We start from the raw sequence: 25282 nt of genomic DNA, 5'->3' as shown, positions 1-25282 counted from the left end.
ATTTCATCTGCGGCGATTTTCTTTTTCACGATTTTGCTCTGCCGCTTTCCTTCATGCACAAATACCAGGCCAAAAGCATCCGCCCGCAGTTGGCTCTGTCCATATCTCCGGTTTGTACTTTCTCTCACAAAGGCTATATGACACGGGAAAGACCAACAAAGACCGGTGCCATGACCACAAGTTTCAGCGATATCCTGGAAACCTTCGACTTTTTGGATGACTGGGAAGACCGCTACAAGTACCTGATCGATCTGGGAAAGGAGCTTCCGGAGCTCACAGACGCCGAACGCACAGACAGATTCAAGGTCCGGGGTTGCGTGTCGCAGGTCTGGCTCATCACTGCGATTGAAAAAAACGACGCCGGAGCCCCGGTCCTGACGTTCCGGGGTGATAGCGACGCCTTGATCGTGCAAGGACTTGTCGCAGTGGTGACCGCGCTCTTCAATGGCAAAACCGCGCAGGAAATCTTGAATACAGATGTTCAGGGTGTTTTCGCGCAGCTCGGACTGCAAGAACACTTGACCCCGCAGCGCTCAAACGGATTGAAATCAATGGTTGGGCGCATCCGTTCCGATGCAGAGCAGGCACTCGCTGCCGCTTAGTGCGCATCTTCTGGGTTGATCATCGCCCCAAAGCCGGATCAACAAAAAAGAGCTGCCACAAGGGCAGCTCTAAATGGATTGGCAGAAAGCCAGATCGAATTATTTCGAGCGCTTACGCTGCTGACCAAGACCCATTTTCTTGGCAAGTTCAGAACGTGCTGCGGCATAGTTCGGCGCAACCATCGGATAGTCGGCGCCAAGGTCCCACTTCTCCCGGTACTCTTCCGGTGTCATGTTGTAGTGGGTGCGCAAGTGTCTCTTGAGAGACTTGAACTTCTTGCCATCCTCGAGACAGATAATGTAGTCCGGCATTACCGACTTCTTGATCGGCACTGCTGGCTTCAGCGGCTCGGGCTCTGGTTCGTTCGAAGCTGTCGCAGTTTTCTGCAAGGCACCGTATACTTCGTTGATCAGGCCCGGCAAATCTGTGGAAGCAACCGTGTTGTTGCTCACATAAGCCGATACGATGTCTGCTGTAAGATCAATGAGATTTGCATCCACCGGACTATCAGTCATTTTTCACCCGTTCTCTACTGAATTTCAAAATTTTACTGCGTTATAAACCTGCAAAAATGGGCGCCGCAAGTGTCTTGGGAATATCAGTTACTTACGAACCTAGAAATCGGGAACGATTCTACTTTGCAGGTGATTGTCACCGCCTTATATCGCCGGAGTCCTGATCAGACAACCCCACTAGTCAAATAAAAGTCGACTAAAGGCAATAAAAATAAAATTCTACAAATATTGACCGTTTCCTATGCACCTAGTTTAACAATGGTCCAAAAGTATAGTCGAGTGAACTGACTTTGATCAGCTAATATCACAACGCAAACACACTTATCCCTTTGGCCGCATGATTTCGGCCAATGCATCCACTTTTGTATCGGCACAGGGGCGATATCCCGCCGCATACGCAGCTTTGGCCAACAAGTGGGCAGAAATAGGGGCAGTCAACAAGAAGAACACAACACCGGCGATGGCACGTGTCACGACAGCCAGGTCGCCAGCATCAACGGCAAGCGCAAGCAGCATCACACCCGAGCCGAGAGTGCCCGCTTTGGAGGCTGCATGAGTGCGCATATAAACGTCTTTCAGGCGCAAAAGACCAATTGACGCAACAAGGGCAAACGACGCGCCGACGATCAGCATCAACCCGGTCACAATTTCCACAACAGCGGTCATTGTCCAGCCTTCCTGCGTTCTATGCTCTCTTCTACTTCTTCCATGATCGTCTCATCGCCTGCCAGCCCCCGGTTCAAGACGAAACGCGCAAAGGCGACAGTTGCGAGAAAACCAACGAGGCCAAGCGTGATGGCAATGTCGATATAAAGATAGAAGCCGGTCAAAACACCAATTGCGGCGATGAACCCGATGCCGACTGCAACAAGCATGTCCAGGGCGACCACACGATCCGGAAGGCTGGGCCCCTTGACCGTGCGGATGACAATTACAACGAAGGATATCGTCAGCAATCCGAGTGCGATATGCACCGAAAATTCCAGAAATTGCGACGAGAAGTTTTCAAGCGAGCTCATCTGAACACCTCCAGAATCTTGCGCTCGAAGCCATTCTTGATGTCATCGATCGTCGCCTGCGGATCAGGAACATCGATGCAGTGGATATAAAGCACTTGCCTGTCGTCAGAAACGTCGACAGAGAGCGTACCCGGCGTCAAAGTAATGAGGTTCGCAAGCATAGTGATTTCAAAATCGCGATCGACTGTCAGCGGCAACGCGATGATGCCAGGCTGCAATTCGATACGCGGTCGCAGCACGATCGTGGCAACACGCCAGGCAGACTGGACCAGTTCTGAGACAAACAGCAACGCCAGCCCGATCCCTTTGATGATTTTTTCAAAATATCCGGCGGTACCGACCTGTTCGCGAATGAGATAAAGCGCACCGAACCCGAGAATAAACCCGAAGATCAGATTGACCTCAGAGAAGCTTCCTGAGACGGCACCCCACGCAAGTGCAAGCAGGATGTTTATGAGAAAGAGACCAGTCATCCCTCACCTCCAAAGACTGAGCGCACATAGCCGAGCGGATCAACGACACCGCTGGCGCCTTGTGTCGATAGTTCCAGCATCCATTCTGGCTGCAAGCCGAAATAGATGATGAGCGCGGTCAAAATTCCCAGCGGCAGCCAAACAGCCGCGCCGGTCAACTGAGACGTATCAGCAACGACTGACGGTGCGGTTTGCCCATCGGGCGTTCCTTCCGGCCCACCACGCCAGAATGCAAAGATCCAAACGCGGCCCATGGCAAGCGTTGTCAGGAAACCGCTGATCAATATGGCTGCTCCCAGCCAGGCGCGCCCATCCTGGAAGGCAGCATCGACCAAAATCACTTTCGGCCAGAAGCCGGAAAACGGCGGCAGTCCGGAAACGGCAAAGACAAGCACAAGGAAAACGCCCGCAAAGGCCACGTTTTTCTGATAGAGGCCGCCAAGTTTGCGCAGATCATAGGAACCTCCCATCAGGTTCAAGATACCCGACGCCATATATAAGGCTGTCATGACGATGATTGAATGGACCGCGTAAAAGATCGCCCCGGAGACAGCCAGAACAGACCCGACCGCCACTCCGGCAAGCATGGAGCCGATCCCCGCGATCACCAGATAGCCCAGCAAGCGGCGTACTTCGCTTTGCGCGAGCGCTCCAATTGCGCCCGTTAGAAGCGTCACGATTGCCACCCATCCGATAACATCGGCCATAAAAATGCGCGACTCTGGCAGGATCAGGACAAATACACGGATCAGCGCGTAGACCCCAACCTTTGTCAGAAGCCCAGCAAAGACGGCCGAGACCACAATGTTCGGCGTATGGTACGAGGCCGGAAGCCAGAAATTGACCGGAAAGGCAGCCGCCTTCATTGCGAAGGCAAGGAAGTAGAGCGCAGCAACCGTCGCAAGTGTCCCCGATGCCGGGTTCTCCAGCTCTGCCACCTTGATGGCGATATCAGCCATATTCAGCGTGCCGAAGATCCCATAGAGCAGCCCTGTCGCGATCAGGAACAGGTTTGTTCCGACCAGATTGAGAACACCGTATTTGACGGCACCATCAAGCTGAATTCGGTCATTTCCGAGCACAAGAAGTCCGTAGGAGGAAATCAGCAGAACCTCGAACCAGACATAAAGGTTGAAGATATCAGCGGTCAGGAACGCGCCACTGACACCTGTCATCAACAACAAGAGGAAGGGATAAAACCCGTAACGCCGGCCGGTGTTGTCGACGGTGGACGCTCCATAGACGCCAGCACAAAACGCGACAATCGCACCGATGAGCGTCAGCGTCGCGCCCAAGGCATCCGCGGTCAGCGCAATACCGAATGGTGGCAACCAACTGCCCATGACCATGGTTATGACCCCATGATCCAGCACCCTTATCAAGAGCCCGAGTGAGGCAAGCACCAGCAAACCAAGCAAGGCAATGCCCATCTTTGCCTGTATGTCTGTGTTCTTGCGCAACATCAGGCAAACAGCACCACCCAGCATGGTAATCAGGATCGGAGCGATCACCAGCCAATCGCCCGACGCAACGGGCGCGGTTGCCATGGCTTCTGAATAGTCAACGGAAACGGATGAACCAGCCATAAAGCTCAGTACCCTTGCGGCGGAGTTTGATCGTTTTCAGGTTCGGCGACGCGCATCCGGTTCACTTCATCCGTACCCAGTTCCTGGTAGGCCCGAAATGCCAACACCAGAAGGAATGCAAAGAACGAAAAGGAGATGACGATAGCAGTCAGCACGAGTGCTTGCGGCAGCGGATTGGCTGTAGCAACTTCCGGAACATAGAGATGCTCCGGAATGAGAGGCGGAACCTCGCGGGTCAGGCGTCCGTTTGTAAAAATAAGCATATTGACCGCATTGCCCAGGATCGCGATGCCGAGCAACATGCGCACCAGTTGCTTCGACAGCATCAGGTAGACGGCCACCGCAAAAAACAGTCCGATCAGGATCGCAACACCGGTTTCCATCAGTCGGTCTCCCTTTCTTCCAGAGCAAGGGCAATGGACCCGATCGCACCAACCACGACCAGATAGACGCCGATGTCGAAGACAAGCGGTGTGGACAAGGGAACCTCAACTCCAAAGAGATCGAAGATTAGCCATTGACTGGTCATGAAGGCCTGGTTCTTGAAAAAAGACAGCGTGCCCGCCAGCGCTCCGATAAAGAGACCAAACCCGGCAACACTCATCGGATGGAACACAATGGCACGGCGCACAGATGCAACGCCGCAAGCGATACCGAAGATTGCCAATGCCGAGGCAGCGATCAGCCCACCGATGAACCCTCCCCCCGGCTCATTGTGGCCGCGCAGCAGCACGAAGATCGAGAAAAGAACCATGAGCGCAGTCAGGTAAGGTGCAATTGTGCGGAAAATTATCGTGCGCATCAGCGTGCCTCCGCTTTCTGGGTCTGCACAACATCCGGTTCGCTTCCTTCCGAGTCCGGTTCGGGCTTGGTGCGAACGCGGATCAAAGCGAGCACACAAAGCCCTGCAAGCACAACCACGGCAATCTCACCAAGCGTATCAACACCGCGGAAATCCACCAGGATAACGTTGACGATGTTGCGCCCATGGGCGATCGAGCGGCTGTACTCGGTAAAGAACTCCGACAGTCGGCTGTCAAACGGCTGCTGGGTAATGGCAAGCAATGTCAGCGTCAGCCCCAGCCCCACCGCAGCAGCGATAACACCCGTGCCGAGAGCTGCGGGAGCTGTGCGATGATCTCGCGGTGAAAGATTGAGCCGCGTCATGACCAGAGCAAGAATGACGACGGACAGTGTTTCCACCATGAATTGGGTAAACGACAGATCGGGAGCGCCGAACATCATGAAGATCAGCGCGACTGCGAACCCTTGGATGCCAAGCGAGACGATTGCGGTCAGGCGTGTCTTGGCAATCAGAACCGCGATCAGTCCCAGGATCGCAATGAAGAAAATGCCCCATTCATAGAAGCGATATTCGGGCATCTTCGGCATGGCCGGCAGGCTGTTCGTCAGAAAACCCGGCAAAAGCACCGCCAACGCCGTGAACCCGAAGGTCAGCATCATGTAAGTGTGCATTTTCCCGGTTTGCAGGTGACGCGTTATCCATGCCGAGAAGCCAACAACACCTGAAACGAATTGATCAAACCCTTTATCTGGGCCCCAGCCGATCGCCGCCAGAATACCTGCGATAATTGCACGCAAGCGGTCGAGCTGAGTGAACAGAGCAATACCGAGGCCGATCGTGATCACTGACAAGATCAGCGGCGCGTTGATCTTGGTCGGCCACAAGTGCAGATCGATGCTTTTGAATTCACCCAGCAAAGACGAGAGCGTCGGGCCAACGAATAGCACGCCTGTTGTGTGCGCAATCAACGCCAACCCGAGACCGGTCACCGACAAGAAAACCGGTCCGGCGAACAGGAGGACGGGTCCTTCGTGCGCATGTTTCGGGGTGTCGACCTTGGGCCCGAAAAATGGCTTGATGGCAACGGCAGCAGCGATCACCAGCATTAGCGAATTGCCGATGACGGCCGTCACGGTGATCGGCAGCCCCAGTTCCAGCCAGCCCCAGGTTCCGTAGTAAAGCACTTCCTTTGCAATAAAACCGATAAACGGCGGCAAGCCGGCCATGGAAAGTGCGGCAAGGCATGCCGCCACAAAGGTTATCGGCATCGCCGAGCGCAACCCGCCGAGCTTGGTGATATCTCGCGTTCCGGCTTCATGATCGATGGTGCCCGCCACCATGAAAAGCGCACCTTTGAACAACGAATGCGCGAGCAGATAGAGCACTGCTCCTTCAAGGGCTTTTTCGTGGCTCGTGCCGGTTAACATGACAAGAAGACCGAGTGATGCAACGGTCGTATAGGCCAACATCAGCTTCAGGTCCGTCATGCGGACCGCAAGGATCGTACCGACCAGAAGCGTTATCCCACCGAAGAGCGGCAGAACCGTTGTCCAAAGCGCGGTATCTCCGAGCAGTGGATGAACCCGCATCAGCAGGTAGACACCGGCCTTGACCATCGTCGCAGAGTGCAGATACGCCGAAACCGGCGTCGGTGCTTCCATCGCGTTGGGTAGCCAGAAATGGAACGGAAACTGCGCCGACTTCGTAAAGGCTCCACCGAGAACGAGCAGGAAAATCGGAACGTATAGGCCGCTGTCCTTGATAAGGTCGGGCGACGACAACAGTACCGACATCTCGATTTCGCCGGTCGCATTGATGATCACGATAAAGCCTGCCAGGAGCACAAGCCCGCCCCCGCCGGTCACCACAAGCGCCTGAACAGCGGCGCGTCGAGACGCCGCTCTCAAGTGATCGAACCCGATCAGGAGGAACGACGTGATTGAGGTTAGCTCCCAGAAAATGAACAACGAAATCAAGTTGTTGCAAAGCACCAGCCCGAGCATCGCGCCCATGAACATAAACAGGAAAGAAAAGAAGCGCCCCTGCTGAGGGTGACCTTTCAGATACCCGCCCGCATAAAGGATGATGAACGTGCCGATGCCAGAAATCAGCAGAGCGAACAGCGTCGACAACCCGTCAACATAGACAGAGAAATTCACCCCGTAACTGGGCGCCCAGGCCATGGAGGCAACGAATGTCTGGCCTTCGGAAACGGGTCCAATGAACCCGGCGAAGTGCAGAAAGATCAACCCCGGAACAATTGCCAGTGGCCAGGCTGCATTGTGTTTGAACCAGCGCGTCAGGATCGGGGCAACCACGGCGGCCGCAAATGGCGCCAGAACGGCGTAAAGTGTGGTGTCGTCGATCGCTGCTGGCGTCATGGTGATCTTTCATCACAAACTAAATCGGCGGGACATATGACTTCGAATCAATTCCCAGTCCGCAAGATAATAGCGGTCAGGAAGAGTTATGACATGTCTTAGGCAAGCGATACTGCGTTTCAAGCGTTCCAGATACGATTTTCACGTGTTTAGAGGCGTATTTTTTCGTTTAGTTGCCAACCAAGCTGGTAGTTCTACCGTAAAAGCCTAACTGGGAGACCAGCCGCTTAAGCCAAATTTCCAGGTCACAGGACGCGAAAGCATGGTGCCCGGTGTCGATGAACGGAGCCAATTCTCTATCCGATAGTGTGAGGTGCGCAAGAAACTGTTCAGAACACTTGATTTCGAAGTCTGAATACCGTTCAGTTTTAAATTGCCACCAGAATTCTGAGCGAGGCAACAATGACGCTAGACGACAACAAAGGTCTTTCGTCGGCAACGGATTTGATCCGACCGTCCAACCTCGACTTTGAAACACTTTTAAAACTCAGCAACGATGCCCTGGTTGTCCTGACATCGGATGGCACTCCAATTTTCATTTCGCCTGCAGCAGAGCGACTTTTTGGCTGGAGCGCGGAAAAGCTCCCGGAGCAATTGCGTGACATTGTCTATGTCGATGCTTCGAACAGTGATGCTGAATTGCTCCATCATATCCTGTCAGGTACTGCAGGGTTTGCCGCGCCCTTGCCTCTTGCAAGCCTTCAACTTCGCACTGCTTTCGGGCCACTTGTCTGGACTGAAGTCAGCAGCCACATCCTTCGAGACGAGAGTGGCACACCAGAGGCCTATGCCGTCTTTTTCAGGAACATCGCCAGGCAAAAAGAACTGGAGGCCCAACTCGAAGCCGCTTCGCAAACCGATCCGCTGACCGGCCTGTTCAACCGACGGGCATTTGAGGACAGCCTCCAGCGAGAATGGGCCATAGCACTGCGCGAACAGACCCACACCAGTCTGATCAAGGTGTCCCTCGACCGGTTTGACGCAATCGCGGAGCACTATGGTTCCGATGCTGCGGAGACTTGCCTGGCGAAGGTAGCCAACACCCTGAAAGAAACTGCAAGAAGGCCTGCCGATGTTGCCGCACGCACGGCCACTTCGGAGTTTTCATTGCTCTTACCAAGAACACATGAGATGGGTGTTGAGACGATCAGCGCATATATCCACCAGGCGATCCAAGACCTTGGCATACCGAACGCCGACAACAAGGCGGGCAATGGCATTGTTACCGCATCGGTGGGGGCCGCATGCACTGTTCCTGAACAGACAGGAGTTTCGGAAAGTTCTGAATACATTCTGGCCGCAGCGGAAAGCTGCGTTTTCCAGGCCCGCCAAGAAGGCGGAAACCGCGTCAAGACGGTGATGAATTACCTAACAAAATAGTGTCGCTTAGCAATCTTCAGATGACTTGCCGAGGCCAACTTCGGCCCCTATTTTCGTGGCAAAGGCAACGGTGGGAAACGGGAAATGAGCGACAGGACTACGCGACAAGATGTACCAAAGGTGAGAAAAACCACCGCGGAATGGATGGACCAGCTGACGCCGGAACAGTTTTATGTCACGCGGCAATCCGGGACGGAACGCCCGTTCACCGGTCCACATTGGGACAACAAGCTGATCGGCCGATACGATTGCATCTGCTGCGATGCCCCGCTGTTCATGTCAGATACCAAATTCGATGCAGGCTGCGGTTGGCCAAGCTTCTTTGAAGCCGTTCACACAGATGCTATCCGCGAACTTGAGGATCGTTCGCATGGCATGGTTCGAACGGAAATCCGTTGCGCACAATGCGACGCTCACCTTGGTCATGTTTTCCCCGATGGCCCGCCTCCAACAGGATTGAGATATTGCCTCAATGGACATGCCATGAATTTCATCCATGGTGGCAGACCTCCATCGGCCGTTTCCGAAGAAGAAACAGAAAGCAGCTGACAGGTTCCTTGCAATTGACGGAAATCGAGCGCCTGCGGCGCTCGAGGATCTTCAGCCGATAACTGCCAGTCCCATGATCACATTGCCTCCAAGCCCGGCGATATATGCTAGTGACCTCAGGAAGGGGATGCCGCTGATGTAAAGCGGCAAATAGGCGAGACGCGCGAAGAAGAAGAGGCTCGCCCCGAAAGTCGCCTGATCAACATCGGCTCCGGGCACAATCAGGGCCAAAACTCCAAGCGTCAGAAAGAAGGGCAGATTTTCCTTCAGATTGGAAAGGGCGCGGTCTGCTCTGCCTGCAATTTTGCCACGCTCCGGCATATCGTCCCGTCCGCCAACGATTTGCGAAATGGTGACATAAGGCAGCAAAAACAAAGCGCTGAAGTAAATCTGTGCCAGATAAAGCAGGAGAACAGCCAAGATCCATGTCGTCATTACGACCTCCGGAGTTCGTGTATTGCGTGGGATCTCTGGCAAACCTAAATTTTCTTCAATCCGCAGCAATTCCCTTGGAGGGAATATTCGGATGCGACCCAACAATGGCACTTGCTACCTGGCGGTATGATCAATGAATGTGCAAAGCCCAGCTTTTGGCAATTCACTCAAATCCCTGCGTCGTGAACATGGCCTGTCACAAGTCGAGTTTGCCGGACGGATCGGCTCCACACAGCGTCATGTCTCCTTTCTTGAAACCGGACGTGCACACCCCAGCCGTTACATGATCCAACGGATCGAGCGCGAGCTCGCCCTGCCCGTTGGACGCAGTCAGATCCTCTATGAAACCGCGGGCTTTTCGAGCCCTTACAAATGCCGCGCGGAAAACTCGCCCGATGTTGTTGAGGCACTGGACCTCATTGAAACCCGCCTTCTTGCCAATTGGCCGTTTCCGGCTTTCGTGCTGGACAAACGCTGGACCATCCTGCGCTCCAACACGGCTGGAAAACTGTTCCTGGCTGGCCTGACGGAGTTACAAAACCAGCCTGCCAATCTGTTCAAGATCTTCCTGTCGCCCACCTTTCGGGAAAGGGTTCTGAATTGGAAGGAAGCAGCGCCGATCTTCGCCGCCAGACTCTACCGTGAAGCCGCAGAGGATCCGGCGCTCGCCGATCTTCTTGAAGAGGCTCATGCCAGCGGTATCCTTGATGGATTGGACGAAACCTTTCGCGAAGATGTTCCAGTATTTGTCCCTGTCGAATTCATGGGACCAGACGGAAGTCGACTTCGTGTGACATCCTTGCTGGGTCAGCTCGCATCGGTTCAGGATGCGGTCATTGAAGGCATGACCATAGAAATGATGGTTCCGATGGACGAGGCCACTCAAAACTGCCTTCTGGCGGCAGGCACTCCGACCACAGTTGCTGGGTCAACTGCGGCGGAATGAACAACAAGAGAGTAGTTGATTGATGCAGCAACTTATTGCTTCTTTCGCATTTTTGATGATTTCGGCGGGATTTTACGCTTCTCCCGTGAGTGCCGGCACGGTATCAGCCTTGCCCGAGGCCGTTTGGAACGGACAACAGACAAAGCCTGATCGCGGATTGCCCGATGGTGAATTTGCGCTCCATACGACACCCGACGGCCAATCAATTGCGGCCTGGTATGGATCCCCCACCGATCGATATCGCCACAACATCCTGGGCGACGCTATCGAAGCCGGAGCCTTGCACGTCGCTTTTCGCGACGGGCGGAAATACTCTCTCATCCTTCCAAGGACGCAAGTTTTCGAGGACCGTACACCCCGGATTGTCGACTTGGACGGAGATGGCCAGCCTGAGATCATCACCATCAAGTCATATCAAAATGGCGGTGGCAGCGTCGCGATTTACGGCGTTCGAGGCAATGCGCTGGTGGAAGTGGCAAACAATGAACCGATTGGCCGCGCCAACAGGTGGCTGAACATTGCCGGCATTGCAGATTACGCCGGAACCGGCTCGCAACAGATTGCCTATGTCGAGACACCCCACATTGGGGGAACACTCTACCTTCTGGAATGGCAGGGCAAAGAACTCACGCCGATTGCATCACTTCCTGGCTTCTCCAACCACAAGATCGGATCTCGGCACCAGGATCTCTCCGCTGACATTTCATGGACAGGAGACAGCAGACCGGAACTGGTCGTTCCGTCTGACAATCTGCGCCAATTGCGCGTCGTGGGAATTGAGGGTGGCCAACTGAAGGAATTCAGCAAGATAGAGCTTTCTGCTCCAGTCCTGAAGCGCGTCGAACTTGAAAAAGGCGCGGGGCCGGACTGTGTGAGGTTCGATCTGGTGTCCGGCCAGGATGTCACCTTGTGCCCTCCGCGTTAGCCTGAGTAACCCATTCAGTCCAGCATTCCAGGTTCATCACGCTTCAGCTTTTTGAGCTGCAAGTATGCGCCCGATATTCACTTCTATCCAATCGGCAAAGTCGCGCACCTTAAGCGCGACTTCGCGCCCGATAGGTGTCAGGCTGTAGTCGACATGAGGTGGTACGACAGGATGGGAATACCGGTTGACGAAACCGTCGGCTTCAAGTGTCTGCAACGTTTGCGCCAGCATCTTTTCGCTGACGCCCCCTACTTTGCGCCGGAGCTCGGAGAACCGATGCTCCTGATCCAGCAGCGCAATCAACACCAAGACACCCCAGCGGCTTGTCAGATGTTTCAGGATCTCACGCGAAGGGCATTTCTGATTGAAAAGCTCTCCTTGCCGCAGCATCGCTGACAATGGTTTTGATGCTCCCGCATTCGTCTTGGTTGTGCCATCCGACTGATCTGTCATGCTTTTTCCCAAAATGCTGGTTCCAGCATTGAACCGGCTTAAAACTAACCTTTTTGTATGTACTAACAAAAAGTAAGTACCAGGTCTACATGGAAAGCATCCGAACCAACACCGGTCGTTTGAAGGAGAAACACAATGATCGCAGTCACGGGTGCCAATGGCCAATTGGGACGCCTTGTCCTGAAACACCTTGCCATACAAACCAGCGAGCAAGTTCGTGCATTGGTTCGAACACCTGCAAAGGGACAAGACATTGCTTCAGAGCAAATCTCCGTAGTGAAGGGAGACTATGATGATCCGGCGAGTCTTGCCGCCGCACTTTCAGGTGTTGAACGTCTTGTGGTTATCTCAGGGTCCGAAGTGGGCAAACGTGTTCCACAGCATGCGGCAATCATCGATGCAGCAAAAGCTGCCGGAGTGCAGTTCATTGTCTATACAAGCTTGCTGAACGTCCCCCAATCCAGTTTGATTTTGGGCGCTGAACACATTGAAACGGAAAAGCTGCTTGTAGAAAGCGGTATCGCCCACGCCATATTGCGGAACGGCTGGTATCTTGAAAACTTTGCCGGAACTGTTGCCGCCGCGCTTGCCCACGGAGCCGTTATAGGTGCGAGTGGCGACGGCAAGTTTTCTGCTGCCGGACGAGAGGACTATGCCGAAGCTGCTGCCAGGGTGGTTGCCGGCACGGATCTTTCAACGCGTTCGTTTGATCTTGGTGGAACACCCGCGTTCACCCGTCGCGAGTTTGCCGAAGAGCTCTCCCGGCTGTCCGGGCGCCTCATTGCGTATAACAATCTGGACGAAACGGCTTACGCCGAAATGCTTGTTCAGGCTGGCCTGCCGGAAGGACTTGCGAAAGCATTGGCTGACGCGGATCGCGGCGCTGAGGCCGGCGAACTCGAAACGGCCTCAACAGACCTTGAAAAGCTTATAGGTCGCCCCGCCAAATCATTGCGGAGCTTTATCGAAGAAACCTTGGCCACGTCCGAAAGGACAGTCTGATCCGGCTCTAAGGGGCTTTCCGATCAGGAGGCCCCTTTTGGGCAATTTAAAAACATCCTGCAATCCGTTGATAACGAAGCGGCTGCCAGTCTTTATGGCAGCGCTTCCCCTGCCTCAACGACTGACTATCCCAAGTCATTCATTCAAATCCCTGACCAATTTCATGAGCAAATTGAATTGGATTGTGCTGTGTAAAGCTGATAGCCCGGAACCTCATCACCGGAGCCTTCGACAAAGTGTCCAGATCAGCGACCCCTGATACTTATTCTCAGGACGGGCCCTACGCCTGGTTCCGGCTGGCGATCTGCATTCTGCTTGGGACTCTGGGCGGAGCCGGAATGTGGGCAGTCGTTATCGTGCTGCCCGCAGTTCAGAACGATTTCGGCATCGACCGGGCCGACGCGGCCCTGCCCTACACCGCAACCATGCTCGGATTTGCTGCCGGCAATTACATTCTCGGCAGATTTGTTGACCGTTACGGGATCGTGCTCCCGGTTATTGTTTCGGCTGTTTTCCTAAGTTCCGGATTTGCACTGGCCGCGCTCGCACCGAATGTATGGCTTTTCACTGTCGCTCAAGGGCTCCTGATCGGCCTTGGAACCTCGGCAACCTTCGGCCCCTTGATTGCCGATATCTCGCACTGGTTCTTAAAGCGGCGTGGTTTTGCCGTTGGTTGCGCTGCCTGCGGAAACTACCTGGCCGGTGTGCTTTGGCCCTCGATCATCCAATGGAGCCTTGGATTTACTGATTGGCGTGACACCTACCTGCTCATTGCTGCGATCTGCATTGCCACCATGGTGCCATTGGCCTTCATCCTGCGGCGTCCCCCACCTGAAAATGCCTTGTCGGCAACACCCGTGCACGCTGCCCGTTTCGGTGGACAGACCACAGGCCTGTCACCCGCCGCTCTCCAGACCCTGTTGGTGATTGCCGGTATTGCGTGTTGTGTCGCCATGTCGATGCCGCAGGTTCACATCGTGGCCTATTGCGTGGATCTCGGATATGGCGTTGCGCCCGGCGCTGACATGATAGCTCTGATGACAGGCGCAGGTGTGATCAGTCGGTTGGCCTCAGGCCTGATCGCCGACAAGATCGGCGGCATAAAAACACTTTTGCTCGGCTCGGTCGGACAGTGCCTTTCTCTGTTGTTGTTTATACCTTTTGACGGGCTGGCGTCGCTCTATCTCGTGTCCTTGATCTTCGGACTTTCACAAGGCGGCATCGTGCCGAGCTATGCCGTCATCGTGCGAGAATACCTGCCGGCAAGAGAAGCGGGACAACGTGTTGGCCTCGTAGTCATGTCGACCATCCTGGGAATGGCCCTTGGCGGCTGGCTCTCGGGCCTGATTTACGATTTGACCGGGTCATATGAAGCCGCGTTCCTCAACGGCATTGCCTGGAACCTCTTGAACATGGCCATTGCCATTTTCATCCTGTTCAGCGGTCGCCGCCGGTCTTCGCTCGCAGCAGGAGAATAAAGAACACTCCGCCGATCAATCCGGTCACAATCCCGATGGGCATATCCTCCGGGGCCATTAAAGTGCGTGCTGCAACATCCGCCCAGATCAGGAAAATCGCTCCAAGAAGCAAGGACGCAGGCAAGACACGCGTATAACTGCCCCCAACCAGGAACCGTGCAATATGTGGGATCATCAGACCGACAAATCCGATGATCCCGGAAAAAGCCACCATGACACCTGTGATAAGTGCGCCGACGACAAACACGGTGAAACGGAAACGGGTCACCGGGATACCAAGCGTTGCCGCAGTCTCATCACCAATGGTCATGGCATTGAGATCCGCAGCCCTGAGCATGAGATAGGGAACCGTCAGAAGCAGGATGCCGAGCGGAAACAGGAGATGAAGCCATTGGGCTAGCCCAAGACCTCCCAGCATCCAGAAAACAACTGTATGCGTCGCTTTCGGATCTCCCAGAAAAATCAGCACATTGGCAAGCGACATGATGATGAAGGAGACAGCCACCCCGGCAAGCACAAGCTTGTCGGCGCTGGTGGCAACCGCAAAACGCGTAACCCCGAGGACCACGAGCGTCGCAATAAGCGCTCCGGCGAACGCCATCAGCGGAACGGTTAGCAACCCAAGGAAAAGCCCAGTGTGAAGTAGGGCCAGGATCGCGCCTGCGGCACCGCCCGATGATATCCCGAGAAGATGTGGATCAGCGAGCGGATTGCGTGTCACGGACTGCAGCGCAGCACCGACCACGGCCAGCCCAGCGCCGACAAAACCCGCAAGCAGAACCCTTGGAAACCGGATTTCCCAGACAATTGCTTCCCGACCGCTCGACCAAGTCACGTCGAACAGACCTGGAACCAATTTGTTCGCAACAACACCAAGCACCGTTCCGGCCGGAACTGGAACAGCTCCGACCGAAACCGCGACAACCATAGAAAGGCAAAGAGCCGCGAAGCCAATCAGAACCAGCCCGAGAAAACGCCAGCGCTTCCTTAGATCCGGTTCCTTTGTTGCCTCATTTAGGGATTGGCTATGGTGCGATCGCTGTAGCAAGGATCACTCGCCCCAAAATGCGTTGGCGAGCTTCTTCACGGCCTTGATGTTGCGCGGACCCGGTGTTGCCTCAACATACTCCAGTGTCACGAACCGGTCATTCTTGACCGCATCAATTTCGGCCAATGCGGGATTGTTTTTCATGAAATCGCGCTTCTGCTCAGCCGTGACCTTTCCGTAATTGACGATGACAACCATTTCCGGATCTGCCTCGACGACCGCCTCCCAGTCGACCGTTGCCCAGCTTTTCTCAAAGCTGTCCAGAACATTGATGCCCCCAGCAGCTTCGATCAGCGCAGTCGGCATGGCATATCGACCTGCCGTAAAGGGTTTGTCCTCACCACTGTCATAAACGAAAACGCGCAGCGGCTTTTCGCCGGCATTCAAATTGGATGTAAATGCGTCCAGCTCGGCCTTGTAGCCGGCCACCAGATCATAGGCTGCATCTTCCACGCCGAAGATTTTTCCAAGATTGATAAGGTCGTTGTACATGTCTCCCATGGAGACCTTTGGCTTTTCACCGATGTGAATGCAAGATTCCGTCAGTTCGTAGACTTTGATGCCAAATGGCTCCAGCGTCTCAGGCGTGACCTCGCCGCCAACCTTCATGCCGTAGTTCCAGCCTGCGAAATAAAAATCGGCATCTGCTCCAATCAGCACCTCTTTGGTCGGATATTTGGCGGAAAGCTCCGGCATTTCGGCAACTCCCTCGCGCATTTCCTCATCCAGCGTTTTCCAGCCCGAGATGCCGGTGTAACCGACCATATGATCTCGAAGACCAAGAGCGAGCATCATTTCCGTGAGGTTCACGTCGTTGGATACCGCCGCTTTCGGCGGCTCGGAGAAGACAACCTCCCGGTCACAGCTCTGCACTGTGGTTTCTGCAAATGCAGAACCGGCCATGACGGTCAGGACGAGACTAAGCGCAATACGTTTCATGATACGAGTTCCGTTTTCAAAGGTGAAAGGTGAGATATTGTTCGTGACTTTGACTAAGCCGCTCCTGACGGACAAAGACGGAGTAAGCTTGTTCGATATGCGTTGGCGTCAGAACCTCTTCCGGAGTTCCAAAACCAAGTGATCTGCCTTTGTGCAAAAGCAGCACCTGATCACACACGCGGCCTGCCAGGTTGAGATCATGCAGACTGGTGACGATTGTGATGTTGAGGCTGCTGATCAGCGTCACGATTTCCAGTTGATGACGAATATCTAGGTGATTGGTCGGCTCATCAAGAATGAGAAGCTGCGGTTTTTGAGCCAGCGCGCGGGCCACCATGACTCGCTGGCGTTCGCCGCCTGAAAGGGTCCCGAGAGAACGTGCAGACAAGTCGTTGAGGCCCATACGCTCCAGGGCCTCATCGACAATTTCGGTATCCCGCCTACCGCCTCTGGCAAACCCCGAGCCGTGTGGGCGGCGCCCGAGTTCGACAATCTCACGAACGGAAAGTGCGAAATCTCCGGGTTGCTCTTGCAGGACCGCGGCAACTTTTTGCGCCGTTTCCCTTGCCGACATGGACCAGATGTCTTCACCGTCGAGACGAACGGTCCCGGTAACCGGCTTGTGAAACCGATAGAGCAGCCGGAGCAGAGTGGATTTACCAGCACCGTTGGCACCGGCGACCCCCAACACCTTGCCGGCAGGAACGTCAAAACTGACGCCGCTCAAAAGTGTATGTCCCCTGCCTGGCGACCATCCGACATCCTGAACACTGAGAACTGCACCGCTCATGAGGCTGCAGTCTCCTCAGCCTGGGTCAGGATCATCGCAGATGGAATGCGTGCGAGTGTGGTTTTCCGAAGTTTGCCCGGTCGCACCGTCGAAGAGCACCAACCATCTGTGAGGTCCTGATACTGCCGCGCAAAGGCAATAAGGTCCTCAATATCGGTCTCAGGGTCTATATCGCCAAACAGATAGGTCGCCTTGCCACTGGCTCGATAAGCAACCGTACAGGGCCTGTCGCAGCCGGCCATGCAGGCAATGCCGGACACTTCAAAATCGTCACCCACTATCGGTGTCGCAAGACGCATTGCGTCCTGAAGTTTCTTGATCAGCTCGAAACCCGGCCGGCAGCTGGTGCCCTTGTAGCGGCAGGATGTGCAGACAAAGATCTTGTGTTTGTCACCTTGCATCATCATTCTCCGCCACACTTTTCCCGAAACTGCCTGGTTCGTTCCCTTCCTGGGGACGCAAAATAACTTGCGGAGTACGGTCAGGTATAAAGTTCTGTAATGTTATTACATTACGAATCGGTTTTTTGACAAGCCCCACAGGACGAGCGTTCGGCTGCATGGCTCGCGCGGCGCGTTCACTTAACGGGTCTGTAGCCTTCAGGAAGACAGGATCAATGGAATTGGTAGTCGTGTTGCTCCGGTTCATATCGCCCTCCGCGATGGCGCGGGGCGTTCAAGAACCGAATGTCAATTTGTGTCAGCAAAAATAGCCGATATGCCATGCCACTCGCTCCTCCAGGACACCCCGCCCGGGTTGAAGTTGAAAATGCAATGGCAGGTCTCCTGACTTACGGGTCGTCGCTTGCCTGATCCTTCCCGGGAAACCCAGTGGCGCTTTCAGGTTTGCTCGCCGTTCACAGTTGCGGGGGCAGTCACGGATTTGGTGCCTTCTGGCTACGCCTCACCGTGTTCCCTTTTAATCCCGATCCGGTCTCGGATTCGGAAACCATTGAAAACTGATTGCCGCAATTTTGTAGTTGAGTCAATCAAGCCATTCACGCTCGGGGGAATATTTGGACACCCCAAATCCACATCTTGGTTGGGATGCAAACGAACAGGGCACCGAAACCGTCTGCTCCAGTTTCAATGGTCGAGCGAGCTGAAAGTTGTCATTGCGGAAATTTTGAACCTGGACGTTCCACAGGTCTTTCTGCGCGATGTGCTCAGCAATGGCATATTGAACGTTTTTAAGGAACAAGAACGCCCAACATGCATTGCATTCGATGGGGCAACGTGACCGAGTGACCGGTTGCCGCAGGGCATGGCGCCGCAGGCAAGCCAAATTCGATTGTAGCCGATAAGTAGAATTCCATATTCAGCAGCAAGAGTTGACGGCTTGAAAGGTGTCACATGGAAGAGCTGCTGTTAAGCCGGATTCAGTTTGCCGCGAATATCTCGTTTCACATCCTGTTTCCGACAATCACCATCGCCCTCGGTTGGGTGTTGCTGTTTTTCAAGCTTCGTTTCAACGCAACCGCTGACGACCGCTGGATGGCGGCCTACCGGTTCTGGGTAAAGGTGTTCGCGTTGTCTTTCGGCCTCGGTGTCGTTAGTGGCATTACGATGAGCTTTCAGTTCGGAACAAACTGGCCCGGCTTCATGGAAACGGTCGGAAATGTCGCCGGGCCGCTCCTGGCTTATGAGGTGTTGACTGCCTTTTTCCTGGAAGCTGCGTTTCTCGGCATCATGCTGTTCGGATCGCGCCGGGTCCCCAACTGGCTGCATACGTTGGCAACCTTCCTGGTTGCATTCGGAACCACAGTCAGCGCGTTCTGGATCCTGGTTCTGAATTCCTGGATGCACACTCCGACCGGGTTTGAGCTGAGAGACGGTGTGGTCCACGCAACTGACTGGATGGCGATCGTCTTCAATCCATCGATGCCGTACCGTCTGGCGCATATGCTGCTGGCGAGTGGTCTGACCGTGGCATTCCTGATTACCGGGGTCTCCGCTTATCGACGCCTGATCGGCGACACGTCAAAAGGTGTGCGGCTTTCTTTCAAAACAGGCATCTGGATGGCGGCCATTCTTATCCCGGTGCAAATCTATGCAGGAGATCTGCATGGTCTGAACACCCTCGAACATCAGCCACAAAAAGTTGCGGCGATGGAAGGCAACTGGACCACGGGATCAAATGTTCCGCTGCTTCTGTTCGCCCTACCCGATGAAGAAGCGCGAGAGAACCGCTTTGAACTGGCTGTCCCGAATGGCGCGTCCTTGATCCTGAAACACGATCCGGACGGTGTCGTTCCCGGATTGAACGATTTTTACGCCGAAGATGGATCGCCCTTGCACCCGCCCGTTGCACCGGTCTTCTGGTCTTTCCGCGTGATGGTCGGAACTGGAATGCTGATGCTGTTGGCAAGCTGGGGAACGCTGGTCGCCCTGCGCCGCAGCGGCGGAATTGACAAGCTTAATCCCTGGATACTGCGGGGCCTCGTGGCAATGACCTTCTCGGGCTGGATCGCAACGCTGGCTGGCTGGTACACGACGGAAATCGGACGGCAACCCTGGTTGGTTCAGGGGGTACTGACCACAGAAGCAGCAGTTGCCGACGTGCCCGCAGGCATGGTTGCCTCGACCCTTGCGGCTTATCTCGCTGTCTACGCTGTGTTGCTGGCCGCCTATATCACTGTGATCTTCCGCCTCGCCCGAAAATCCACAAACACCGACGCCCGCCCCCATTCAGGGGCGGCGCAGGTCTCGCTCGTGCCCGCGGAGTAATTATGATGACCCTTTTCGGAGATCCCGCAACCTGGCTTCCGCTTGCCTTTGCCGCGCTGATGGGCCTTTCGATCCTGGTCTATGTCATTCTTGACGGCTTTGATCTTGGCGTCGGCATCCTGTTTCCCTTGGCAACTGATGCAGAGAAGGACCGAATGGTCGCCGCTATCGGGCCCTTCTGGGATGCCAATGAAACCTGGCTGGTTCTGGCCGTCGGATTGCTGCTTGTTGCCTTTCCCGCCGCACACGGAACCATATTGACCGCGCTCTATCTGCCGGTCGCGATCATGCTGATTGGTTTAATTTTGAGGGGCGTTGCGTTCGAATTCAGGGCCAAGACCACCGGCACTCAAAAAGTGCGCTGGAACCTGGCCTTTTTCCTGGGCTCCCTGTCCGCTTCCCTTTCGCAGGGCTATATGCTCGGCATCTACATTATGGGCCTGGAACAGAGCGCAACGACCGTTGCCTTCGGATTGCTGACCGCAGTCTGCCTGACCGCAGGTTACGGACTGATCGGAGCAAGCTGGCTGATCATCAAAACCGAAGGTGATCTGCAGACAAGAGCAGTCAATTGGGCTCGCCGAAACCTATGGGGTGTGATCCTCGGACTGGGTGCCGTTTCTTTGGCAAGTCCCCTTGTCAGCAGCAGGATTTTTGAGAAGTGGTTCTCCTTTCCCTCCATCATCCTGCTGGCGCCGTTGCCACTCATGTCCGCGCTCCTCCTGTTCGTATTGTGGACTGCACTGAAACACCTGCCCGACAGCAAGGATAGATGGAGCTGGGTTCCCTTCTCCGTAACGGCGACGCTGTTCACGCTCGCCTTTTCGGGGCTCGCATACTCGTTCTATCCTTACGTGGTCCCGGAAAAACTCACCCTTTACGAGAGCGCCAGCGCTCCGGAGAGCCTCTTTATCATTTTGCTGGGGGCAATCTTCGTGCTGCCCGTGATCATCGGCTACACGATCCTGGCCTACACGGTGTTCCGCGGCAAAGCGACGGAGCTGACTTACGATTGATCTGGCGTTTCCGATGTCGGTGGCTTTGGCTAAAGTCTTTGCAGTTTTGACAGTGTTCAGCGCTTGCAGAGCCAAGACCATGCGGGAAACAATGACTTTTTCAAAGGCGTCGACCTTGCCTTCATCATGGAAAAAACCTACCTCGGAACCATGAAACAGGATGCTTTTCCCCCGCGCGCCGAAGCGCGCCCCGAAACCCTCGTGACACACGGGATCTCCCGCCAGGACGACTATGGCTGGCTTCGAGCTGATAACTGGCAAGAAGTCATGCGCGATCCGTCCGTCCTTGATGCGGACATTCGCGCCTATCTGGAAGCTGAAAACGCCTTTCAGGAAAGTCAGATGGCCGCTACCAAAGAGCTGCAGGAAACGCTCTTTGGTGAAATGCGAGGCCGGATCAAGGAAGACGACAGCTCCGTCCCATCGCCCGACGGGCCATATGCCTATGCTCTGAAATATGAGACCGGTGGACAGCAACCCATCTTTTTCCGCACACCTCGTGACGGCGGCAAGGAAACCGTATTGCTGCACGGCGACAAGGAAGCTGAGGGAAAGGCCTATTTCAAGATTGGCGCAGCCAGCCAGTCACCCGATCACAAGCTCCTGGCCTGGGCCTACGATGACAAGGGTTCGGAATACTATTCAATGCAGCTCCGTGACATCGAGAGCGGCAAGGATCTTGACTATCGCATCGAGGACACCGGCGGCGGCGGCGTCTTTTGCGCAGACAGCAAATTTGTCTTCTACATCCGGCTGGATGACAATCATCGGCCCTCCAAGCTTTTCCGCCACGAGATCGGCACCGATCCGGCCAACGATGTTCTGGTCTACGAAGAAAAGGACAGCGGTTTTTTCATGGGAGTGGGCAAGACCCAGTCCGGCGACACGATCCTTATCGACATCCATGACCATGAAACGTCAGAAGTCTGGATGATCCCGGCAAATAGGCCGGAAACACCGCCAGTCCTGATTGCCCCGCGCGATACAGGTGTCGAATATTCCGTCGATGACCATGGCGACACGCTCTACATCCTGACGAACCTTGGAGATGCGGAAGACTTCAAGATCGTAACAGCTCCCAAGGCGACGCCGGGCCGCGAGTTCTGGACAGATCTTGTGCCCCACAAGCCCGGCTGTCTCGTGCTCTCTCACTGTGTCTACAAGACCTTCATGACACGGCTGGAACGAGAAGATGGGCTTCCTCGCATTGTCATCCGCCGCTTGACCGACAATATTGAACATTCGATCGCATTCGACGAAGAAGCGTATTCATTGGGAGCAGGTGGCGGCTACGAGTTCGATACGACGACCATTCGCTTCACCTATTCTTCCATGACCACACCTTCGCAGACCTTCGACTACAATGTCGAAACCCGTGAAAGGGTCCTGCGCAAGGAACAGGAAGTGCCATCCGGCCACACCGCCTCTGACTACGTGACTAGACGGCTGATGGCACCGGCAGAAGATGGAGAAACAGTTCCCGTCTCGATTTTGTATCGCAAGGACACAAAACTTGACGGTTCTGCCCCGCTGCTTCTTTACGGCTACGGCTCCTACGGCATCAGCATACCGGCAAGTTTCAACACGAATTGTCTTTCGCTGGTTGACCGCGGCTTCGTTTATGCCATTGCCCACATGCGTGGCGGCAAGGAAAAGGGGTTCCGCTGGTACAAGGAAGGCCGCCGGGAGAAGAAAAAAAACACCTTCACGGACTTCATCGCGGCAGCGGATCATCTCGTTGCGGAGAAGTTCTCTGGCTATGACCGCATCATTGCCCACGGCGGATCTGCTGGCGGGATGCTGATGGGCGCCGTTGCCAACCTGGCTCCCGAGAAATTCGGCGGCATTATTGCCGAGGTCCCATTTGTCGACGTTCTGGCAACGATGCTTGACGACACGCTGCCTCTGACACCGCCGGAATGGCCGGAATGGGGCAATCCGATTACGGACAAATCGGCCTACGAATACATCGCCTCCTATTCTCCCTACGACAATGTTTCGGCAAAGGACTATCCTGCAATCCTGGCGGTTGCCGGCCTCACCGACCCGCGTGTCACCTATTGGGAGCCCGCAAAATGGGTCGCCAAACTGCGTGCCGTTAAAACCGATAACAGCCTCCTGATGCTCAAAACCAACATGGAGGCGGGTCACGGCGGGGCGTCAGGTCGCTTTGACCGGCTCAAGGAAGTTGCACTGGTTCAGGCCTTTGCGCTGATGGTGGCCGGAAAGGCCTAGACCTGATTTAAGACCGCAAGTTTTCTGAATATCAAAAAGGCCCGACCTTCCATGGTTGGGCATTTATTTGTGTTGGTCAATTTGTCTGAAAAAAACGAAGAGTTTCTCGGTAGTCGCCGCAACTGCCGGATATAAGAGGATCGTCGTTAGGGTGCCCTTTGTTTGGCTCGGTCGAAGCGCCAACGAAAGTTAGCCTGTTCTGCAAAACGCAGAACAAAAGTACGTCGGCGGCTGTGGCTGAGGAAGCCTGGATTTTCCCATCACGAAAAGTTTAAATGAACACCGGACACGCATGCGGGTCCGGTGTTTCTTTTGTCCTGAAATGACTTAGGTTGTTTCGATAATCAGACCAAACAACAGTTGATGGGGATGTCATGACAAAGTCATTACGCCAAACTGGCCGTTTCGCAGCCGGTTTAACGCTCGCCGCTGCCCTGCTTTCTTCCGTTTCTCTTGCAAGCGCTGCAGAGCTCAAGTGGTCTTCGCCGACCGACCCGCAGACCATGGATCCTCACGCGGTTAACTCCGCGCCTGTGCTCGGCTTCTTGAACAATGTTTATGAGGGTCTGGTCCGTCGCGACAAGGACATGGCAATCGAGGGTTCCCTCGCTGAAAGCTGGGAACCGCTTGGCGGCGACGGTTGGCGCTTCAACCTGCGCAAGGACGTCAAGTTCCATGACGGTGCAGATTTCACTGCGGAAGACGTTCTCTTTTCCTATGAGCGCGCTTCTTCCGAAGAGGCCGACACCAGTTCGTGGTTCGCACCGGTCAAGGAAGTCAAGATTGTCGACGACCACACCATCGACTTTCTGACGCATGCGCCAAACCCGATATTCCCCGATTCCATTGCGAATTTCATGATCCTGGACAAGGGTTGGGCAGAGGCCAATGGCGCTGAACGGCCGGCCAAGGACAGCGAAACCTACGCCACTTTGAACGCAAACGGCACCGGCCCATTCAAGCTGGCCTCTCGCGAGCCCGGTGTTCAAACCGTGCTTGAGCCCAACGAGGGCTGGTGGGACGAAAAGAAACACAACCTCACAAAGGCAACCTTCATTCCGATTGCCAACCCAGCGACAGCGGTCGCCGGTCTTCTGAGCGGGCAGGTCGATCTGATCAATCCGGTGCCTGTGCAGGACGTCGGACGCATCGAAGGCCAGGATGGCCTGACACTTCACCAGGGCATTGAAGCCAGGGTGATCATGCTTGGTTTTGCCCACGGCCATGATGCCTTGAAGTACTCGAACGAGACCTCCGACAAGAACCCCTTTCAGGATGTGAAGGTCCGTGAAGCAGTTCAAAAGGCAATCAGCGCGGAAGCGCTTGTCGACAAAATCATGCGCGGCAATGCCGAGGTTGCCAGCCAGTTGGTCAGCCCCCAGATGAAGGGCTTCAGCGAAGCAGCAAGCGAACGCATCGGATATGACCCGGACGGCGCCAAGGCCCTGCTGAACGAAGCGGGTTACCCGGACGGGTTCTCCTTTGGCCTGATGTGCCCGAATGACCGGTACATCAATGACGAAGCACTCTGCAAGGCAATGGCGGCAATGCTGACACAGGCCGGTATGAAAGCCGACCTCAAGGCCATGCCCGTTCGAAACTACTGGCCGGAGCTTAGGGCCGGCAATTTCGACATGTACCTTCTGGGTTGGTCACCGGGAACCTTCGACGCGGAACATCCGGTCCGTTTCCTCGTCACCACAAAAAATGACGAGAAAAAACTCGGCAGCTGGAACTTCGGTGGTTACTCCAACGAACGCGTCGATGAACTTCTCCCTCAGATCCAGAAAGAAATCGATGCAGACAAGCGTCAGGCAATGCTGGATGAAGTGGCCACGATGATCCGCGATGATGTCGTCTATGTCCCGCTTCATGTACAGCCGCTGCTCTGGGGATCGAAATCCAATATCGACCTGACTCAGCGGGCAGACAACTTCCTCATGTTGCGTTGGATCAACGTGAACTAAGTTTACAGCCC

At 54.9% G+C, this 25282-nt stretch carries 25 protein-coding genes and 1 riboswitch; of the genes, 11 read left to right on the top strand and 14 right to left on the bottom strand.

Annotated elements, in window-relative coordinates; translation table 11 throughout:
- The first annotated feature begins 170 nt into the window (after positions 1 to 170).
- The gene (locus K1718_RS12565) at positions 171 to 602 is read left to right on the top strand and encodes a SufE family protein (protein ID WP_152501240.1); all 432 of its coding nucleotides are present in this window, start codon (positions 171 to 173) and stop codon (positions 600 to 602) included.
- A gap of 99 nt (positions 603 to 701) precedes the next feature.
- Here K1718_RS12565 and K1718_RS12560 read toward each other — a convergent pair whose 3' ends face one another.
- The 8 genes from K1718_RS12560 to K1718_RS12525 all read right to left on the bottom strand — a co-directional run bounded on the left by K1718_RS12560 (position 702) and on the right by K1718_RS12525 (position 7382).
- Positions 702 to 1118 carry a Ros/MucR family transcriptional regulator gene (locus K1718_RS12560; protein ID WP_152501239.1) on the bottom strand — a complete coding sequence of 139 codons (417 nt, stop codon included), beginning with the start codon at positions 1116 to 1118 and terminating at the stop codon, positions 702 to 704.
- Between the two features lie 321 nt (positions 1119 to 1439).
- Positions 1440 to 1784, bottom strand: coding sequence for a monovalent cation/H(+) antiporter subunit G (mnhG, locus tag K1718_RS12555; RefSeq protein WP_152501238.1), 345 nt, complete (start codon positions 1782 to 1784; stop codon positions 1440 to 1442).
- A complete protein-coding gene (locus K1718_RS12550) occupies positions 1781 to 2137 on the bottom strand; it encodes a cation:proton antiporter (RefSeq protein WP_152501237.1) in 357 nt (118 codons plus the stop codon). Before K1718_RS12550 ends, mnhG begins: the two co-directional genes overlap by 4 nt.
- Positions 2134 to 2610, bottom strand: a complete 477-nt coding sequence (locus K1718_RS12545; RefSeq protein ID WP_152501236.1) for a Na+/H+ antiporter subunit E — start codon at positions 2608 to 2610, stop codon at positions 2134 to 2136. The genes K1718_RS12550 and K1718_RS12545 overlap by 4 nt, the downstream gene beginning before the upstream one ends.
- The gene (locus K1718_RS12540; RefSeq protein WP_265684640.1) at positions 2607 to 4196 is read right to left on the bottom strand and encodes a Na+/H+ antiporter subunit D; all 1590 of its coding nucleotides are present in this window, start codon (positions 4194 to 4196) and stop codon (positions 2607 to 2609) included. The genes K1718_RS12545 and K1718_RS12540 overlap by 4 nt, the downstream gene beginning before the upstream one ends.
- Positions 4197 to 4201: 5 nt before the next feature.
- Complete coding sequence (locus tag K1718_RS12535) at positions 4202 to 4579, bottom strand: Na+/H+ antiporter subunit C (RefSeq protein WP_152501234.1); 378 nt, start codon at positions 4577 to 4579, stop codon at positions 4202 to 4204.
- Positions 4579 to 4998, bottom strand: a complete 420-nt coding sequence (locus tag K1718_RS12530) for a Na(+)/H(+) antiporter subunit B (RefSeq protein WP_152501233.1) — start codon at positions 4996 to 4998, stop codon at positions 4579 to 4581. Before K1718_RS12530 ends, K1718_RS12535 begins: the two co-directional genes overlap by 1 nt.
- The gene (locus K1718_RS12525; RefSeq protein ID WP_265684639.1) at positions 4998 to 7382 is read right to left on the bottom strand and encodes a putative monovalent cation/H+ antiporter subunit A; all 2385 of its coding nucleotides are present in this window, start codon (positions 7380 to 7382) and stop codon (positions 4998 to 5000) included. Before K1718_RS12525 ends, K1718_RS12530 begins: the two co-directional genes overlap by 1 nt.
- Before the next feature lie 402 nt (positions 7383 to 7784).
- On the opposite strand from K1718_RS12525, the gene K1718_RS12520 reads away from it, so the two are divergent.
- Together K1718_RS12520 and msrB are read left to right on the top strand one after the other, a co-directional pair.
- On the top strand, positions 7785 to 8762 hold the full coding sequence (locus K1718_RS12520; RefSeq protein ID WP_265684638.1) for a sensor domain-containing diguanylate cyclase: 978 nt from the start codon (positions 7785 to 7787) through the stop codon (positions 8760 to 8762).
- An 84-nt stretch (positions 8763 to 8846) separates the two neighbouring features.
- Positions 8847 to 9311 (top strand): peptide-methionine (R)-S-oxide reductase MsrB, encoded by a 465-nt coding sequence (gene msrB, locus K1718_RS12515; protein ID WP_152501230.1) that lies wholly within the window; start codon positions 8847 to 8849, stop codon positions 9309 to 9311.
- A gap of 51 nt (positions 9312 to 9362) precedes the next feature.
- Here msrB and K1718_RS12510 read toward each other — a convergent pair whose 3' ends face one another.
- Entirely contained in the window at positions 9363 to 9746 is a 384-nt protein-coding gene (locus K1718_RS12510) for an MAPEG family protein (RefSeq protein WP_265684637.1), read from the bottom strand.
- A gap of 133 nt (positions 9747 to 9879) precedes the next feature.
- Between K1718_RS12510 and K1718_RS12505 the strand changes: the two genes are divergently transcribed.
- Both K1718_RS12505 and K1718_RS12500 read left to right on the top strand, forming a co-directional pair.
- Positions 9880 to 10692 (top strand): helix-turn-helix domain-containing protein, encoded by an 813-nt coding sequence (locus tag K1718_RS12505; protein WP_265684636.1) that lies wholly within the window; start codon positions 9880 to 9882, stop codon positions 10690 to 10692.
- Positions 10693 to 10714: 22 nt separating this feature from the next.
- Positions 10715 to 11617 (top strand): hypothetical protein, encoded by a 903-nt coding sequence (locus K1718_RS12500; RefSeq protein ID WP_265684635.1) that lies wholly within the window; start codon positions 10715 to 10717, stop codon positions 11615 to 11617.
- Between the two features lie 36 nt (positions 11618 to 11653).
- On the opposite strand, the gene K1718_RS12495 is transcribed toward K1718_RS12500, so the two are convergent.
- Positions 11654 to 12070 (bottom strand): winged helix-turn-helix transcriptional regulator, encoded by a 417-nt coding sequence (locus K1718_RS12495; protein ID WP_265684634.1) that lies wholly within the window; start codon positions 12068 to 12070, stop codon positions 11654 to 11656.
- Positions 12071 to 12205: 135 nt separating this feature from the next.
- On the opposite strand from K1718_RS12495, the gene K1718_RS12490 reads away from it, so the two are divergent.
- Both K1718_RS12490 and K1718_RS12485 read left to right on the top strand, forming a co-directional pair.
- Positions 12206 to 13072 carry an SDR family oxidoreductase gene (locus K1718_RS12490; RefSeq protein ID WP_265684633.1) on the top strand — a complete coding sequence of 289 codons (867 nt, stop codon included), beginning with the start codon at positions 12206 to 12208 and terminating at the stop codon, positions 13070 to 13072.
- A gap of 236 nt (positions 13073 to 13308) precedes the next feature.
- Positions 13309 to 14550: an MFS transporter gene (locus K1718_RS12485; protein WP_265684632.1), complete on the top strand. Its 1242-nt coding sequence runs from the start codon at positions 13309 to 13311 to the stop codon at positions 14548 to 14550.
- Here the strand turns inward: K1718_RS12485 and K1718_RS12480 are convergent.
- The 4 genes from K1718_RS12480 to K1718_RS12465 form a co-directional block, all read right to left on the bottom strand.
- The gene (locus K1718_RS12480; protein WP_265684696.1) at positions 14510 to 15478 is read right to left on the bottom strand and encodes a FecCD family ABC transporter permease; all 969 of its coding nucleotides are present in this window, start codon (positions 15476 to 15478) and stop codon (positions 14510 to 14512) included. The genes K1718_RS12485 and K1718_RS12480 overlap by 41 nt on opposite strands.
- Positions 15479 to 15601: 123 nt before the next feature.
- Complete coding sequence (locus K1718_RS12475; RefSeq protein ID WP_265684631.1) at positions 15602 to 16537, bottom strand: ABC transporter substrate-binding protein; 936 nt, start codon at positions 16535 to 16537, stop codon at positions 15602 to 15604.
- A 16-nt stretch (positions 16538 to 16553) separates the two neighbouring features.
- The gene (locus tag K1718_RS12470) at positions 16554 to 17327 is read right to left on the bottom strand and encodes an ABC transporter ATP-binding protein (protein ID WP_265684630.1); all 774 of its coding nucleotides are present in this window, start codon (positions 17325 to 17327) and stop codon (positions 16554 to 16556) included.
- The gene (locus K1718_RS12465) at positions 17324 to 17734 is read right to left on the bottom strand and encodes a DUF1636 domain-containing protein (RefSeq protein WP_335343019.1); all 411 of its coding nucleotides are present in this window, start codon (positions 17732 to 17734) and stop codon (positions 17324 to 17326) included. The genes K1718_RS12470 and K1718_RS12465 overlap by 4 nt, the downstream gene beginning before the upstream one ends.
- A gap of 351 nt (positions 17735 to 18085) precedes the next feature.
- Positions 18086 to 18295, bottom strand: a riboswitch (cobalamin riboswitch).
- Between the two features lie 384 nt (positions 18296 to 18679).
- On the opposite strand from K1718_RS12465, the gene K1718_RS12460 reads away from it, so the two are divergent.
- The 4 genes from K1718_RS12460 (at position 18680) to K1718_RS12445 (ending at position 25271) form a co-directional block, all read left to right on the top strand.
- On the top strand, positions 18680 to 20053 hold the full coding sequence (locus tag K1718_RS12460; RefSeq protein WP_265684629.1) for a cytochrome ubiquinol oxidase subunit I: 1374 nt from the start codon (positions 18680 to 18682) through the stop codon (positions 20051 to 20053).
- Between the two features lie 5 nt (positions 20054 to 20058).
- Positions 20059 to 21069 carry a cytochrome d ubiquinol oxidase subunit II gene (locus tag K1718_RS12455; protein ID WP_265684695.1) on the top strand — a complete coding sequence of 337 codons (1011 nt, stop codon included), beginning with the start codon at positions 20059 to 20061 and terminating at the stop codon, positions 21067 to 21069.
- 150 nt (positions 21070 to 21219) lie between these two features.
- Positions 21220 to 23304 carry a S9 family peptidase gene (locus K1718_RS12450; RefSeq protein ID WP_265684694.1) on the top strand — a complete coding sequence of 695 codons (2085 nt, stop codon included), beginning with the start codon at positions 21220 to 21222 and terminating at the stop codon, positions 23302 to 23304.
- Between the two features lie 374 nt (positions 23305 to 23678).
- Positions 23679 to 25271, top strand: a complete 1593-nt coding sequence (locus K1718_RS12445) for an ABC transporter substrate-binding protein (RefSeq protein WP_152501219.1) — start codon at positions 23679 to 23681, stop codon at positions 25269 to 25271.
- Positions 25272 to 25282: the final 11 nt, after the last annotated feature.

Source organism: Roseibium porphyridii (genome assembly GCF_026191725.2).
Classification (GTDB): domain Bacteria; phylum Pseudomonadota; class Alphaproteobacteria; order Rhizobiales; family Stappiaceae; genus Roseibium; species Roseibium porphyridii.
This window is presented reverse-complemented; position numbering and strand designations above follow the sequence as displayed.